General features: G+C 67.3%; 17 protein-coding genes. 13 read left to right on the top strand and 4 right to left on the bottom strand.

The features are described 5' to 3' along the window. Positions 1–4: 4 nt before the first annotated feature. The 13 genes from fliF to fliR all read left to right on the top strand — a co-directional run bounded on the left by fliF (position 5) and on the right by fliR (position 11,540). Complete coding sequence (gene fliF / locus ACXJKJ_RS21425; protein ID WP_457392241.1) at positions 5–1,699, top strand: flagellar basal-body MS-ring/collar protein FliF; 1,695 nt, start codon at positions 5–7, stop codon at positions 1,697–1,699. Positions 1,700–1,713: 14 nt separating this feature from the next. Next, positions 1,714–2,709: a flagellar motor switch protein FliG gene (gene fliG, locus ACXJKJ_RS21420; protein ID WP_056199280.1), complete on the top strand. Its 996-nt coding sequence runs from the start codon at positions 1,714–1,716 to the stop codon at positions 2,707–2,709. Positions 2,710–2,958: 249 nt separating this feature from the next. Next, positions 2,959–3,735 (top strand): FliH/SctL family protein, encoded by a 777-nt coding sequence (locus ACXJKJ_RS21415; protein WP_056199282.1) that lies wholly within the window; start codon positions 2,959–2,961, stop codon positions 3,733–3,735. Beyond that, positions 3,732–5,159 carry a flagellar protein export ATPase FliI gene (gene fliI / locus ACXJKJ_RS21410; RefSeq protein WP_457392238.1) on the top strand — a complete coding sequence of 476 codons (1,428 nt, stop codon included), beginning with the start codon at positions 3,732–3,734 and terminating at the stop codon, positions 5,157–5,159. The genes ACXJKJ_RS21415 and fliI overlap by 4 nt, the downstream gene beginning before the upstream one ends. A 79-nt stretch (positions 5,160–5,238) precedes the next feature. Beyond that, positions 5,239–5,694: a flagellar export protein FliJ gene (fliJ, locus tag ACXJKJ_RS21405; RefSeq protein WP_056199287.1), complete on the top strand. Its 456-nt coding sequence runs from the start codon at positions 5,239–5,241 to the stop codon at positions 5,692–5,694. 13 nt (positions 5,695–5,707) lie between these two features. Further along, entirely contained in the window at positions 5,708–7,021 is a 1,314-nt protein-coding gene (locus ACXJKJ_RS21400; protein WP_457392235.1) for a flagellar hook-length control protein FliK, read from the top strand. A gap of 134 nt (positions 7,022–7,155) precedes the next feature. Next, positions 7,156–7,755 (top strand): flagellar basal body-associated FliL family protein, encoded by a 600-nt coding sequence (locus tag ACXJKJ_RS21395; protein ID WP_056199292.1) that lies wholly within the window; start codon positions 7,156–7,158, stop codon positions 7,753–7,755. A 13-nt stretch (positions 7,756–7,768) separates the two neighbouring features. Continuing rightward, positions 7,769–8,773 carry a flagellar motor switch protein FliM gene (fliM, locus tag ACXJKJ_RS21390; protein ID WP_057295840.1) on the top strand — a complete coding sequence of 335 codons (1,005 nt, stop codon included), beginning with the start codon at positions 7,769–7,771 and terminating at the stop codon, positions 8,771–8,773. After that, positions 8,763–9,209, top strand: coding sequence for a flagellar motor switch protein FliN (fliN, locus tag ACXJKJ_RS21385; RefSeq protein ID WP_056199299.1), 447 nt, complete (start codon positions 8,763–8,765; stop codon positions 9,207–9,209). The genes fliM and fliN overlap by 11 nt, the downstream gene beginning before the upstream one ends. Before the next feature lie 94 nt (positions 9,210–9,303). Further along, positions 9,304–9,627 carry a FliO/MopB family protein gene (locus ACXJKJ_RS21380; RefSeq protein WP_457392232.1) on the top strand — a complete coding sequence of 108 codons (324 nt, stop codon included), beginning with the start codon at positions 9,304–9,306 and terminating at the stop codon, positions 9,625–9,627. Beyond that, a complete protein-coding gene (fliP, locus tag ACXJKJ_RS21375; RefSeq protein ID WP_457392228.1) occupies positions 9,617–10,363 on the top strand; it encodes a flagellar type III secretion system pore protein FliP in 747 nt (248 codons plus the stop codon). The genes ACXJKJ_RS21380 and fliP overlap by 11 nt, the downstream gene beginning before the upstream one ends. A 60-nt stretch (positions 10,364–10,423) precedes the next feature. After that, a complete protein-coding gene (gene fliQ, locus ACXJKJ_RS21370; RefSeq protein WP_457392225.1) occupies positions 10,424–10,693 on the top strand; it encodes a flagellar biosynthesis protein FliQ in 270 nt (89 codons plus the stop codon). 82 nt (positions 10,694–10,775) lie between these two features. Further along, positions 10,776–11,540 (top strand): flagellar biosynthetic protein FliR, encoded by a 765-nt coding sequence (gene fliR, locus ACXJKJ_RS21365; RefSeq protein WP_056199310.1) that lies wholly within the window; start codon positions 10,776–10,778, stop codon positions 11,538–11,540. Here the strand turns inward: fliR and ACXJKJ_RS21360 are convergent. The 4 genes from ACXJKJ_RS21360 to ACXJKJ_RS21345 form a co-directional block, all read right to left on the bottom strand. Next, entirely contained in the window at positions 11,537–12,853 is a 1,317-nt protein-coding gene (locus ACXJKJ_RS21360) for an ABC transporter permease (RefSeq protein ID WP_457392223.1), read from the bottom strand. The genes fliR and ACXJKJ_RS21360 overlap by 4 nt on opposite strands. Positions 12,854–12,855: 2 nt before the next feature. Then, positions 12,856–14,025 (bottom strand): ABC transporter permease, encoded by a 1,170-nt coding sequence (locus tag ACXJKJ_RS21355; protein ID WP_056199318.1) that lies wholly within the window; start codon positions 14,023–14,025, stop codon positions 12,856–12,858. Between the two features lie 88 nt (positions 14,026–14,113). After that, positions 14,114–14,800: an ABC transporter ATP-binding protein gene (locus ACXJKJ_RS21350; RefSeq protein ID WP_056199321.1), complete on the bottom strand. Its 687-nt coding sequence runs from the start codon at positions 14,798–14,800 to the stop codon at positions 14,114–14,116. Positions 14,801–14,804: 4 nt separating this feature from the next. Beyond that, the coding region (locus ACXJKJ_RS21345) for an efflux RND transporter periplasmic adaptor subunit (RefSeq protein WP_457392221.1) at positions 14,805–15,509 on the bottom strand (705 nt) is incomplete at its 5' end.

Here is a 15,509-nt window from a genome sequence, read left to right as displayed (position 1 = left end):
TCCGATGGACAACGCCCTGAGCGCCTCTGCTGCTGCCGCCCCGGTGATGATCACCCCGATCAACGCCCAGCCCAACTTCGTGCAGCGCTTGAACGGCCTGCCGCTGCGCAGCAAGCTGACCATGGGCGCCGGCCTGGCCGCGCTGGCCGGCGCCGTGCTGGCTATCACGCTCTGGTCCAGCCAGGGCGACTACCGCCCGCTGTTCAGCGGACTGGCCGACAAGGACGGTGGCGCCGTCATCGGCCAGCTGTCGGCCCTGCAGGTGCCCTACAAGCATGAGGCAGGCGGCACCATCCTCGTGCCCGCCGGCCAGGTTTACGAGCTGCGCATGAAGCTGGCGGCGATGGGCCTGCCCAAGGGCGGCACCGGCAACGCCGTCGGCTTCGAGCTGATGGACAAGTCCAGCATCGGTCAGACCCAGTTCAACGAACGCCTGAACTTCCAACGCGGTCTGGAAGGCGAGCTGACACGCACCATCACCGCCATGTCGGACGTGGCCGATGCCCGCGTGCACCTGGCCATCCCGCAGCAGAACGGCTTCTTCCGCGAGCAGCAAAAGCCCAGCGCCTCCGTCGTGCTGACCCTGCGCGGCGGCCGCACGCTGGATCGCAACCAGATCGCCGGCATCGTGCACCTCGTCTCCAGTGCCGTGCCCGAGCTCAATCCCAAGGCCGTCAGCGTACTGGACCAGACCGGCGCCCTGATCTCCCAGACCGGCGCGGACACCGCCACCGGACTCGACAGCCAGCAGCTCCTTTACAAGCAGCAGGTCGAAGCCGGCTTCAACAAGCGCATCTTCGAATTGCTGGAGCCCGTTGTCGGGCGCGACAACCTGCGCTCCTCCGTCACCGCCGACGTGGACTTCTCCCAGACCGAGGCCACCGCCGAGGAGTACCGCCCCAACCAGGGCCCGAACGCCCAGGCTGCGGTGCGCTCCAGCCAGAGCAACGAGAGCAACAACGCCAGCAATGCCACGCCCACCGGCGTACCCGGTGCTGCCACCAACCAACCGCCTGTGCCGGCCACCGCCCCGGTCAATGGCGCCAGCGCCCCGCTGCAGGCCGCACAAGGAGCGGGGGCTGGCGGCAACAGCCGCCGCGAGCAGGTCACCAACTACGAGGTCGACAAGACCGTGCGCGTCACGCGCGGCGCGGTCGGCAACGTCAAGCGCCTGAACGCAGCCATCGTCGTCAATCACCGCTCGGTGACCGACGCCAAGGGCAAGACGACGCAGCAGCCCGTGCCGACCGAAGAGATCACGCGCCTGACCGACCTCGTCAAGGAAGCCATGGGCTTCAACACCGAGCGCGGCGACTCGGTCAAGGTCATCAGTGCGCCCTTCGTCGTCGACAAGACCGAACCGGCCGATGTGCCGATCTGGAAGCAACCCTGGCTGCTGGACGTTGCCCGCAGCGCCATCGTGCCGCTGGCCTTCGTCGCCATCGCGCTGATCGCCGTCTTCGGCATGATCCGCCCCGCCATCAAGGCCGCGGCGCCGCAGCCGCCCGAGGACAAGGCCGAGACGGTGGATGAAGTCGTCGATGACGAAGAGCTGCTGCCTGGGGGCGCCGGCATGCCGCGCCTTGAAGCGCCGATTCATAACGAAAAACTCGAGCGTGCCCGCGCCCTGGCCCGCGACAATCCGGTAGCGGTCGCCAACATCATGCGCGACTGGATGGCCGGCGAGACGGCTGCATGATTCAGAGCTGAACCATGGATGACAAGGGCATAGAGAACGCTGCAATCCTGTTGATGTCGCTGGGCGAAGAAGAAGCCAGCGAGGTCTTCAAGCATCTGTCGCCCAAAGAGGTGCAGGCGCTGGGGGAGCAGATCGCCAAGCTCAAGGTCATCAAGCGGGCCCAGGTCGAGACCGTGCTCGACAAGTTCGACGCCGTCGCCGAGACCCAGAGCACCCTGGTCACCGACACCGACGAGTACGTGCGCGCCGTGCTGCGCAAGGCCCTCGGCGAGGACAAGGCCAACCTGCTGCTGGACCGCATCCTGCAGGGCAGCGACGTCTCCTCCATCGAAAGCCTGAAGTGGATGGACGCCGCCAGCGTGGCCGAGCTGCTGCGCAACGAACACCCGCAGATCATCGCGGCCATCCTGGCCCACCTGGATTTCGACCAGACCAGCTCGGTGCTGAAGATGTTCACCGAACGCGGCCGCAATGAGGTGCTGATCCGCATCGCCACGCTGGACGGCATCCAGCCAACGGCGCTGAAGGACCTCAACGAAGTGATGAGCCAAATCCTGGCCGGCGGCGAGCGCATGAAGAAGAGCTCGCTGGGCGGCGCCAAGACGGCCGCTGAGATCATCAACATGATGGGCTCCAGCGTCGAGGCCTCGGTGCTGGACTACATCCGCGAGGCCGACTCCGACCTGGCGCAGAAGATCATGGACAACATGTTCACCTTCGACGATCTGAACAAGATCGAGGACAAGGGCATCCAGGCCGTGCTCAAGGAAGTGCAGAGCGAGGCACTCATCGTCGCACTCAAGGGCGCCGGCGCTGAGCTGCGAGAAAAGATCTTCCGCAACATGTCCACCCGCGCCGCCGAGACGCTGCGCGAGGACCTCGAGACCCGCGGGCCGGTGCGGCTGTCCGAGGTCGAGGCCGAGCAGAAGGAAATGCTCAAGATCGTGCGCCGCCTCGTCGACGAGGGCCAAATCGTCCTGGTCGGCGGCGGCGACGACCAATTCGTTTAATCATGAAGCCCCTCGTCCAAGGAGTACCTTGGCCGGTCTTGCAGACCGCGCTGCGGCATGTGCCGCAGCTCTTCGGCAGGCACATCGCGCCCACTGGGCGCAATGTGTCCGGCCTCAGCCCCCGAGGGGACGGCGATGCTTGCCGGATTGACCGGCAAGCACATCGCCATGGCGGGCCGGCTTGGGAGCGGCCCTGCGCTCGGCCCGCAGAATCCCTGGTGCGCAACGACGCACATTGGAGCAACTGACATGGCCACCGGTCGCCAACCCCCGCGGCAAGTCCCGCCGCCCGATCGCCGTGAGACTGATCGGCGTGGCAGCTATGCCCGCTTCATTCCTGGCGAGGAACTCCAGGGCGCCAAGGCCTGGAACCTCGACAACCTGGGCAACGCCGCACCCTCGCCCTTCGCGCCGATGCGCCCCGGCAACCCGCCGGCCACACCCACCGCCGCCGCACCGGTAGAGCCGCCGCCCCCGCCCGAACCCAGCGCGCAGGAACTGCTACACGCCGCGCGCCAGAGCGGCTATCAGGACGGCTACCGCGATGGCATGGCCGCGCTGGACGCCTTCAAGCAGAGCTTTGCCCAGCAGATGAGCAAGCAGCTCGGCACGCTGGTGACGGGCTTTGATACCGAGATGCGCTCGCTGGAAGACGAGATGGCCCAGTCCATCGCCCGTATCGCCGTCGAGCTGGCCCGCCAGGTCGTGCGCAGCGAGCTTGAGCAACGCCCCGAGCTGATCGCCCGTGTGGCCCACGACGCCGTCGAGGCCCTGCAGTTGTCGGCGCGCCACGTGCGCGTGCGTGTCCACCCCGATGACCACCCCCTGGTGCAGGAAGGCGCCGGCAACGAGTTGCAGGCCCGCGAGGCGCAGCTCATCCCCGATCCCGAGGTGCCGCGCGGCGGCGTCAAGGTGGATGCCGACATTGCCAGCGTCGACGCGACGATTGCCACGCGCTGGCAACAGGCCGTCTCGGCCATCGGCCAGCAATCGATCTGGGAAGACCGGCGCACGGAGGACGAATGACTTCGGCGCGCACCGATCGCTGGCAGCGCTATCTCGCCGACCTTGAGACGCTGGCGGCCAACACCGCGCCGCTGGAATCCCACGGCAAGCTGGTTCGCGTGGCCGGCCTGGTGCTGGAAGCCACCGGCATCAAGGTGCCGATGGGCTCGGTCTGCCGCATCCAGATGCCCAGCAGCGGCAACAGCCCGCGCCGCGGCTCGGCGCCAGTGAATGCCGAGGTCGTCGGCTTCTCGGGGGACCGCGCCTATCTGATGCCCACCGACGAGGTCCAGGGCCTGTCCAGCGGCGCCACCGTCGTGCCGCGCCACCTGCCGCCGCTCGCTCCCCAACTCGGCCAGCCCTTGCACCCCTGGCGCCGTGGCGAGGATCGCGGCCTGCACCTGCCGATGGGCGACGGCCTGCTCGGCCGCGTCGTCGACCCGCACGGCCACCCGCTGGACCGCGGCGRCGAGCTGGCCGACATCCACAACGAACCCATGGTGCGGCGCCCCATCAACGCGATGGACCGCGACCCGGTGCGCATCCCGCTGGACACCGGCGTTCGCGCCATCAACGCACTGCTGACCGTCGGCCGGGGCCAGCGCCTCGGGCTGTTCGCCGGCACTGGCGTCGGCAAGTCGGTGCTGCTGGGCATGATGGCCCGCTACACCCAGGCCGATGTCATCGTCGTCGGCCTGATCGGCGAGCGCGGCCGCGAAGTCAAGGAATTCATCGAGGACATCCTCGGCATTGAAGGCCGCCAGCGCAGCGTCGTCGTCGCCGCACCCGCCGATTCGCCGCCGCTGATGCGCATGCAGGGCGCGCACTACGCCACGGCGATTGCGGAACATTTCCGCGATCAGGGCCGCCACGTGCTGCTGCTGATGGATTCGCTGACCCGCTATGCGATGGCCCAGCGCGAGATTGCCCTGGCCATCGGCGAGCCGCCGGCCACCAAGGGCTACCCGCCGAGCTGCTTCGCCAAGCTGCCGCAGCTGGTGGAGCGCAGCGGCAACGGCCTGCCGGGCGAGGGTTCCATCACCGCCTTCTACACGGTGCTGACCGAGGGCGACGACCCGCAGGACCCTATCGCCGACGCGGCGCGGGGCATCCTGGACGGCCACATCGTGCTGTCGCGCGACCTCGCCGAGGCCGGCCACTACCCGGCCATCGACATCGAGCGCTCCATTTCCCGGGTGATGACCAGTGTTGCACCCCAAAACCAGGTCGATTCCGCGCGTCGATTCCGCCAGCTTCTGGCGAAATACAACAAGGCCCGCGACCTCATCCAGCTCGGCGCCTACGCCCCGGGCAGCGACCCCGAGCTGGACCTGGCCGTACGCCTGCATGCCGACATGACGCGGCTGCTGCAGCAGGACATGCACAGCCCGGCACTTCTTCACGCCAGCGTCAGCCAATTGCAGGCCGTGGTCCAAGGCGCCTAACCTTTCGGGTCGGGCCGCCGATATCGACTGAGCGCCGGGCCCCCTGTCGGGGTCGCCGGGCGCTGTGCTGGAGTTTGAGATGAGTGCACCCGCCAAAGACACACTGAGCCTGCTGCTGGAACGCGCCGAGAACGAGCGCGACGCCGCCGCTCAGGCCTTGCATGCCGCCAGCACCCAGGCCCAGGCCGCCCGCGCCCAGCATGGCGAGCTGTCCGGCTACCGTCAGGACTACCAGCAGCGTTGGACGCAATCCTTCGCCCAGGCCACGACCATGGACATCGTCGGCTGCTACCAGAGCTTTGGCCGCCGCATCGACCAGGCCGTGGACACGCAGGGCCACGTCGCCAGCCACGCCGACCAGCGCCAGGTGCGCGCCCGCGAGGCCCTCGGCCAAGCCGAGATGCGCGTCGCCGCCTTGCGCCAGCTGATCGCCCGCCGCCAGGCCGAAGCCGCCAAAGCGGTGCAGCGCAGCGAACAGCGCGCCACCGACGAATTTGCCGCCCGCGCCCACCTGCGGCGCATGGCGCACGCCTGAGGAGGCCGCCACCATGCTCGCATCCTCGCAGACCATCGCTCCCAAGCCGGCCGCCTTGCCCTCCGTTCAAGCTTCTCAGCCCGCCCACCCCGCCCTGCCCGGCAGCGGTTCGGCCGGCGGGCCGAGCTTTGCGCAATTCCTGAACGACCAGCCTGGGTTACCGACGCCGCCGGCCCACGCCGATCCGGTGCCGCGCGAGCCAGAGTCGCCGACCCACGAGCCCGCGCCGGCTGCCGCCACAGCCACAACCCGCCGCCCTGCCGCGCCTGCACCCGCCAAACCGGCGCAGGGCCGCACGCCCGATGCTGCAGCTTCGGCCAAACCCGAGCAGGGAGCCGTCAGCGGCGAGGCAGGCGATGACAGCACCGTCGCTACGACCGACGGCGACGGCGCGCAAGACCTTGAAACCTCCGGCCTGGCCGAGTTCACCCAGCTCATCGGCCTGACGCCGCCGGCCTTGCCCGCCCAGGCGGCCGCGCTGCCGGGCGCCGAGGCCACGGCAGACGACACGCCTGGCGGCAAGCATGTCGCCCGCGGCCGCATCAACCGGCTGGCCGACGACGACAGCACATCAACCGCCCGCGCCAGTACCGGCGCTGATGCCGCTTCGGCTGGAGCTTTCGAGCGCCGCCCGGCGGACGCCACCTCACAGGACGTCGCGCCTCGCGCCAAGGGCGTGGAACAAGCCATTGCCGCCGACAAGGTGGCGGCACGCGCGGCCATCCACAGTGACGCCCTGCAAGCCGCCTCCTCCGGCGATGCCAGCACGGCTCACGCGGCCACCTCGCCTGATGCCCTCCCCACCAGCTTCGCCGCGGTGCTCGCCCAGGCCATGCCGGCCCTGGCGGCCGCGGCCGACACCGCACCGGTCAGCGCCAGTGGCCAGGTGCAGGCCGCCGTTCACAGCAATGCCTTCGCGCCCGAGCTTGGCGCGCGCGTCAGCCTGCTGGCGGTGGACGGTGTGCAGCAGGCCGAGTTGCAGCTCAACCCGGCCGACATGGGCCCGGTGGCGGTGCAGATCGTCATCGACGGCTCCCAGGCGCAGGTCTCCTTCCATGCCGCCCAGGCCGAAACCCGCCAGGCGCTGGAGCAGAGCCTGCCCGACCTGGCAGCCGCGCTGCAGAGCCAGGGACTGACCTTGTCGGGAGGGGGCGTCTTCCAGCAAACCCAGCAGGATCAGAAGGATCCCAGGGGCAGCGATGCCGACGCCGGCAACAGCGGTGACGACCGCAGTTCGCGCACAACGACCGGCGGCGGGCGCATCGCCGCCGGCACCGCGGCAGCACCCACCCGGCGCGCCGTCGGCCTGCTCGACACATTTGCCTGAAGCTGAAGCGGAAATAGGCACACCTCGCTCCAGCTAATCGGCGCTTGCCCGGCGGGCCCGGGGTCAATAATCCAGCGCATGTGCCCACGGCCTGCAGTGGCTGGCCTGGGCGATGGACGTCTCAAGGAGTGCTCATGGCGACTGCGCCGGCTGCTGCGGAAACTGCCGCGCCCAAGGGGGGCGGCAGCAAGAAGCTCATCATCATCCTCGCCGCCGTGCTGGTGCTGGTGCTGGTGGGCGGCGGCGCGGCCGTCATGCTGCTCAAGAAGAAGCCCGTTGCCGAGGACGGTGAAGACGGCGCCGAAGCCACCACCGAGAGCCCGGCCAAGCCCAAGGCCCACGCCAAGAGCGACCACCCGCCCACCTTCGTGCCGCTGGACCCCTTCACGGTCAACCTGGCGGACAAGGACGTGGACCGCTTCGCCCAGATCGGCATCACGCTGCAGGTCGAAGACCCGAAGTTCGCCGACCAGATCAAGGCCTACATGCCTGCCATCCGCAGCAATGTGCTGATGGTGCTGGCGCACAAGACCGCCGCCGAGCTCTTGACCCGCGAGGGCAAGGACAAGCTCGCCAAGGACATCATGCGCGAGTCGGTGCGCCCCATGGGGATCGAGCTCGATGAGGACGACGAGCACGAAGCCGCCGATGCGCCCAAGAAGAAAAAGAAGAAAAAGGCCCACGTCGAAAGCCCGGTGACGCAAGTCCTGTTCTCCAACTTCATCGTCCAGTAAGCCTGGGTCAGCAATGAATCAGCAGATCCTTTCCCAAGACGAAGTCGATGCACTGCTCCAGGGCATCACCGGCGAGAGCCAAAAGCTCGAGCAGGAAGAGGAGCAGGTCGGCGGCATACGCGAGTACAACCTCGCCAGCCAGGAACGCATCGTTCGTGGGCGCATGCCCACGATGGAAATCATCAACGAACGGTTCGCGCGCAACATCCGTGTCGGCCTGTTCAACTTCATCCGCAAGAGCCCGGAAGTCGCCATCGGCGGCATCAAGGTGCAGAAGTACAGCGCCTTCCTGCGCGAGATCGTCGTCCCGACCAACTTCAACATCGTGTCGGTGAAGCCGCTGCGCGGCAGCGGGCTGATCGTCTGCGACCCGACGCTGGTGTTCGCCGTCATCGATTCCCTGTTCGGCGGCATCGGCAAGTTCCACGCCCGCATCGAGGGCCGCGACTTCTCGCCCACCGAGCAGCGCGTCATCACCCGCATCGTCGAGGTCATCCTCGCCGAGTACCACAAGGCCTGGAAGGGCATCTATCCGCTCGAGCTGGAATACCAGCGCTCGGAGATGCAGCCCCAGTTCGCCACCATCGCCACGCCCAGCGAGATCGTCGTGTCGACCTCGTTCACGCTGGAAATCGGCGAGACCAGCGGCACCATTTATTTCTGCATCCCCTACTCGACGCTGGAACCCATCCGCGACGTGCTGTATTCGACGACGGTCGGCGACTCCTCCGAGCCGGACCGGCGCTGGATCAATCTGCTCAAGACCCAGATCCAATCGGCCGAAGTTGAGCTGGTGGCGGAGCTGGGCACGGCGCCGGCCACCGTCGAGCAATTGCTGGCCTTCAAGCCGGGCGATTTCATCGAACTGGACCTGGACCCCATGATCCAGACCAAGGTGGACGGCGTGCCCGTCTTCGACTGCCACTACGGCACGTCCAACGGGCGTTATGCCCTCAAGATCGACAAGATGCTGACCGGCCCTCAAGAGAGCTGGTTGGGAGCCAAACATGAGCCCTGATTCACCCAGCCAAGAAGAACAAGACGCGATGGCGGCCGAGTGGGCCGCGGCGCTGGCCGAGGCCGCGCCCGCCCCCTCCACCGCGACCGAGGTCGTTACCGAGGTGCCGGAGCAGGTTTCCACGCCCAGCTTCGCCAACTTCACGCCGACCAGCGGCGCGGGTCCGGGCAATGACATCAACATGATCCTGGACATCCCCGTCCAGCTGACCGTTGAACTGGGCCGCACCCGCATCCCGATCAAGAACATCCTGCAACTGGCTCAGGGCTCGGTCGTGGAGCTGGACGCGCTGGCCGGCGAGCCGATGGACGTGCTGGTCAACGGCTACCTGATCGCCCAGGGCGAGGTGGTGGTCGTGAACGACAAGTTCGGCATCCGGCTGACAGACATCGTCACGCCTTCCGAGCGCATGCGCCGCCTGTCCAAGGCCGCTTGAGACCACGCCCGAGGCATGGTCTTCGGACAACCAAGGGTTTGCCGGGCCATTTAGGGGGTTCGGCAGCTCAAGTCCGTCCGCAGAATGCCGAGGCATGAATGCTTCCGGCCTGCTCCCCTTTCTCTGGTTCCTCGGCATCGTCGCGCTGATCCCGGTCGCGCTGTGGCTGCTCAAGCGCACGCCGCTGGGTGGCGCGGCGGCTGTCGGCGTGCTGCGTGTCGTGGCGCAACTGCCCACGGCGCCGAACCAGCGCATCCTCGTCGTCGAGGTCGGCCAGGGCGATGACCGCCGCTGGCTGGTGCTTGGGGCCACGGCCCAGAACATCACGACGCTGCATGTGATGCCGCCGCAGGCCGAGCCCGTCCCGCCAGCCAGCTTTGCCAAGCTGCTGAGCAAGGAGCGCCAAGATGCGTCTTAAGCCCCTGCTTGGCGCCACGTTGCTGCTCGCAGCCGGTGCCGCCTTTGCCCAAGCCCAGACGCCGCCGGCCACCGTGCCGCTGCTGATTGGGCAGGGTGCGGGCGGCAGCTACTCGGTGCCGATCCAGACGCTGCTGTTCTTCACCGCCCTGGGCTTCCTGCCCGCAGTCATCCTGATGATGACGGCCTTCACGCGCATCGCCATCGTGCTGAGCCTGATGCGCCAGGCGCTGGGCACGCAGGCCGCGCCGCCCAACCAGGTCATCGTGGGCCTGAGCCTGTTCCTGACCTTCTTCGTCATGAGCCCGACGCTGGACAAGGTCTACGCCGAGGCCTGGCAGCCCTACAGCGCCGGCACCATCCAGTTCGACGAGGCCTTGAAGCGCGCCGAGGTGCCGATGCGCGGCTTCATGCTCAAGCAGACGCGCCAGGCCGACGTGGCCCTGTTCTCGCGCCTGGCCAAGCTGGACGCCAGCGTGAAGGCCGAGGACGTGCCCTTCAAGGTGCTGGTGCCGGCCTTCGTGACCAGCGAGCTGAAGAGCGCCTTCCAGATCGCCTTCCTGATCTTCATCCCCTTCCTCGTCATCGACMTGRTCGTGGCSAGCGTGCTGATGWSSMTGGGCATGATGATGCTGTCGCCGGTGCTCGTCGCCCTGCCCTTCAAGCTGATGCTGTTCGTCTTGGCGGACGGCTGGAATTTGCTTCTCGGTTCTCTTGCAGCGAGCTTTGTGACTTAGTCAGTTGGGGACAGAGCTGTCGGCGAGTACGCCTCCAGGTCAGTCCCGCAAAGGAAACAGATGGACGCACAACAAGTCTTCACCTTTGGCCAGCAGGGCCTGTACATGATGATGCTGGTCGCCGCACCAGTGCTCATCGTCGTGCTGCTCGTCGGCGTCGTCGTCAGCGTGATCCAGGCGGCCACGCAGATCAACGAGGCGACGCTGTCCTTCGTACCCAAGGTCATCGCCACAGTGCTGACGCTGGCGGTCGCGGGGCCTTGGATGATGACGACGCTGGTGGAGTACATCCAGCGGACGTTGATGACCATTCCGCAAGTCGTCGGATAAGTCGACGCCATGTGTGCGGGGCTGTCTGCTGCTTTGGCTTGGCGCCACGAACAAAGCACGACACCAGGCGACAGGCGCTGAAATGTTCTCCGTCACCGAAGCCCAACTCCTCGCCTGGTTGAATCCACTTTTGTGGCCCTTCATCCGCACGCTGGCCCTGTTCGCCGGCATGCCCACCTTCAGCCAGCGCAATGTGCCGCTGCGCCTGCGCGTGGGCCTGGCCCTCTTCATCTCGGTCGCCTCCCAGCCCTCACTGCCGGCGATGCCGGTCACGCCGCTGGACTCGCTGCCCGCGCTGACGCTGCTGGTCGCCCAGCAGCTGCTGATCGGCCTGTCCATGGGTTTTGCGGTGCGCATCGTCTTCGCGGCGCTGGAGTTCGCCGGCGAAATCATCGGCCTGCAAATGGGCCTGAACTTCGCCGGCTTCTTCGACCCCAGCACCGGCGCYCAGGGCACSGCCAGCGCACGCTTCTTCGGCAGCATGGTGGCCTTCCTGTTCATCGCCATCAACGGCCATCTGCTGCTGATCAACGCGCTGATCCAGAGCTTCCACGCCTTCCCGGTGGGGGGCGAGCCCTTCGCCTTCCTGCGCGTGGCCACGCCCCAGCAATGGGGCGCGGAGATCTTCAGCATCGGCCTGTGGATCGCGCTGCCGCTGATCACGATGCTGATGTTCGTCAACCTCGTGCTCGGCGTGATCTCGCGCGTTGCGCCTCAGATCGGTGTCTTCTCGGTCGGCTTCCCGCTGACCGTCAGCATCGGCCTGATCGGCATGGTGGCCACCCTGCCGCTGATGCAGACGCCGTTCATGGTGGCGCTGGAGCGTCTGCTGTCAGCATTCAGTTAGGCCTCGCGCAACGCCGTCGTCACAGGCAGCGAAGCCGCCCGCACCGCCGGGAACAGGCCACCCACGAAGCCGATGGCCAGCGCCCACTTGATGCCCTCCCACAGCAGGCCCGGCGACACGGCCAGGTTGAAGCTGAGCTTGCCGACCGAGCCGGCCGCCATCGTGGAGGCCTCGTAGCCGTTGAAGATCAGCCAGGCGATGCCGCCGCCGATGAGGCCGCCGATCAAGGCCAGCAACGTTGTCTCCAGCATCACGGCGACAACGACCGGCAAGCCGCGAAAGCCGATGGCTCGCAGCGTGGCGATCTCGCGGGCCCGTGCGGCCACGGCGGCGAACATGGTGTTCAGCGCGCCGAACACCGCCCCCACGGCCATGATGGAGCCGACCACGATGCCGATGATGCGCAGGATCTTGGTCATCTGCTCGCTCTGCTTGGCGAAGAACTCCACCGTCGTGGTCGCCTTGACCTTGAGCTGCGGGTTGTTCTCCAGCGATTCGCTGAAGGCCTTGATCGCTGCCGGGCTGTCCAGTTTCACCGTGGCTGAGTTGGCCCCGTTGCCACGCCGGTAGGCGTCGTTGACCATCGTGGCGTCGCCCCACAGTTCGGACTCCATCGCGTCGCCTGAGGCGAAGATGCCGACGACGGTCCAGGGCTGGTTGCCGAGCTTCAACGTGGCGCCCACCGTGAGCCCGTCGAACTGCCGCACCGCGCCCTTACCGACGACCAGTTCCCGCAGGCCCGGTTGGAAAACCTTGCCCTCGACGATCTTGACATTGGGCCGCACGGTGAAGGCGGCCTCGCTGATGCCGCGCACCTGGGCGCTGCCCTGGTCGCCGGCCTTGCCGCCCTTGACCGGCAGGTTGGCCGCCACCACGGTTTCGGCCGAGAGGATGGGCTCGCCCTTGGCGTTGCGGGACACCCCAGGCGCCTGCCCGATCTGCACGACGTCCTCCCGCGTCAGCGACGACGACACCTCGTTGGCGGATGCGCCGCGCATGACGATGGCGGTATCCAGGCTGCCCGAGTTGCGCAGGGTCTGCGCATAGCCCTCGGCCATGGCCAGCAGCGACACGAGCACACCCACCACGCCGGCAATGCCGACGACGATGACGGCCGAGGAGCCCAGCCGCTGCGTCAGTGTGCTGATACCCACCGAAGTGACCGAGAGCGCCTGCGCGCCGCTGCGAAAGAGCAGCATCCACAGCGCCAGCAGCGCGGCCAGCGCGAGGGCGCCATACCAAGGCATGAGGATCCACGCGACCAGCATCAGGACTGTGAGGAGGATGAGGCCGAAGTTCTTCAGGAATTTCATGCTCATGCCCTCCCGGCCAGTGCATCGGTGATGTTGATACGCATGGCGCGCAACGCCGGCAACGCGCCGACGGCCAGACCGAACAGCAGGGCCAGGCCCACGCCGATCATCCAGCTGTCCACCCCGGCCGCGGGCAGGTTGAGTGCGCCGCCGCTGCCTTGGCTGACGATGGGGCCGATGACGCTGGCCAGCCCCAGGCCGGCCGTGCCGCCGATCAGCAGCAGCAGCACGGACTCCGCCAGCACCATCGAAAGCACGCTCTCACCCGAGAAGCCCAGGGTCTTCAGCACCGCGATCTCGCCGGTGCGTTCACGCACGGCCTGCATCATGGTGTTGCCGGCCAGCAGCAGCAGCGTGAAGAACACCGCACCCATGATGGAGGTGACGATGAGGTTGATGTCGGCCACCTGCTTCATCCAGCTGGACATGGCGGCTGCCTCGGTCTGGGTGCGCGTCTCGTGGTCGGAGTTGGCCGAGATCTCGTCGATGGCCTTGAGCACGCGGTCAGCCTGGTTCACATCCTTGACGCGTGTCACATACCAGCCCACCTGGCCCTGGTTCCAGGGCGTGGTGTCGTCGAAGTATTTCCAGTTCAGCAGGAACATCTGGTCCCACCAGCCGGCCGCCTTCCTGTCCGCCACATGGATGATGCCGACGATCTGGAAGGGCCAGTTCTGGCTGCCGTTGCGGTCCGGGAAGATGGTGGACTGCATGGGCACTTGGTCGCCGACCTTCCAGCCAAATTTGCGCGCCAGGCCTTCGCCAACCAGGGCGCCATTCTTGGTCTCGGCAAACGCCTTACGGTGCTCGGCCGAGACTTCCATCTCGGGGTAGATGTCGAGGTAGTTGGGTGCGACGGCGAAGCTGAAGACCGCGTTCTCGGGCTTTTGGTAGGCGCCGCCGAACCAGTTGGCGAAGGCTACATCCTTGACGCCGTCGATCTGCGAGATGCGTGCGCCCAGCGACATCGGCAGCAACTGGATGAAGCTGAGCTTGGAGCCCGTCTGCAACCGTTGGGCGCCGTTGGCACTCTTGCCGGCCTGGTCGAAGCCGACGCGCACCGCGTCCAGCAGGCCGAACAGCAGGAAGGCCGTGATGATGGACACCAGGGTCAGGAAGGTCCGGCCCTTGCGCCGGAACAGCGCCGCCCAGATGAGATGAAGGTATTTCATGCCAGCCTCCGCAGGGCCGTCTCAAAGAGGCTGGACGCCCCCTCGGGGGGCTGCGAACAAAGTGAGCGTGGGGGCATCATCTGCTCCTTCAAGCGGTGGCTTCGGTTACCAGCGTGCCCTTGTCCAGATGCAGCGTGTGGCTCGCTCGGGCGGCGGCGCGCGGGTCGTGGGTGACCATGACGATGGTCTTGCCATGATCGCGGTTGAGGGCCTGCAGCAGCGTCAGCACATCCTCGGCGGATTGCCGGTCCAGGTCGCCGGTGGGTTCGTCGCAGACCAGCAGCGTTGGGTCCGACACGATGGCCCGCGCGATGGACACGCGCTGCTGCTGGCCGCCCGACAGTTCGGTCGGCTTGTGCGAGGCGCGGTCGGCCAGGCCGACGAGCTGCAGCGCAATCGCCGCGCGCTTCTTGCGCTCGCCCGCTGACAGCTTGGTCAGCAGCAGTGGCAGCTCGACGTTCTTCTGCGCCGACAGCGTGGGCATCAGGTTGTAGAACTGGAACACGAAGCCGACGCGCGAGGCGCGCCACTTGGCCAGCGCCGCGCCGGACAGCTTGTCGATACGTTCACCGCCAACGCTGATGGCGCCGCCGCTGGGAGCGTCCAGGCCGCCAATGAGGTTGAGCAGCGTGGTCTTGCCGGAGCCCGAGGGGCCCATCAAAGCAAGGAAGTCGCCCTGCTGCACATCCAGCTCGATGTGGTGGAGCACTTCCACCTTCTGCTTGCCACGGGTGTAGACCTTGGACAGGTCACGGATCTCGATCAGTGCGCTCATCTCTTCAGTCCTTCTTCACGATGTTGGAACCCTGCTTCAGTTCGGTGGGCGGCGACAGCACGACCGTCTCGCCCGCCTTCAATCCGCTGGTGACCAGCTTGAACTTGCCCGCGTCGGCGCCGAGCTTCACGGCGCGCTGCTCCGCGCGATCGTCATGGGCGACGAACACGGCGTCGCCGCCGTCGCGCTGCACCAGGGCCTCCGGCGGCAGCAGCACGCCGGGTACCGGTTTGGCTTCGGTCTTGGGCTTGGCCGCCAGGAAACTCACGCGCACGCCCATGTCGGGCACCAGGCGTTCGTCCTTCTTTTCCAGTGCCACACGCACCTTGACCGTGGCCTTGCCACGATCGGCGCTGGGGATGACGGCGACGACATGGGCCGGGATCTTCCAGTCCGGGTAGGCGTCGAGAACGGCCTCACAGGGCATGTCGGGCTTGACCTGGGCGATGTAGGCCTCGTTGACGTCGACGTTCACCTCCAGCGAGTCCATGTCGACGATGGTGCCCACGCCGGTACGGGTGAACCCCCCGCCGGCGGACAGCGGCGAGATGATTTCGCCCACCTGCGCCGCGCGGGCCGTGACGACGCCGTCAAACGGCGCCCGCACGGTGGCGTAGTCGAAGTTGACGCGAGCCTGCCGCGCCTGGGCCTGGGCGGCCTCGATCTGGCGCTGAGACGCCTCCATCTGCGCGGACACGGCGGTGAAGAC

The organism is Roseateles sp. P5_E1 (assembly GCF_054049335.1).
Note: the sequence above shows the minus strand (reverse complement) of the source record. Positions and strands in the feature narration are given on the sequence as shown.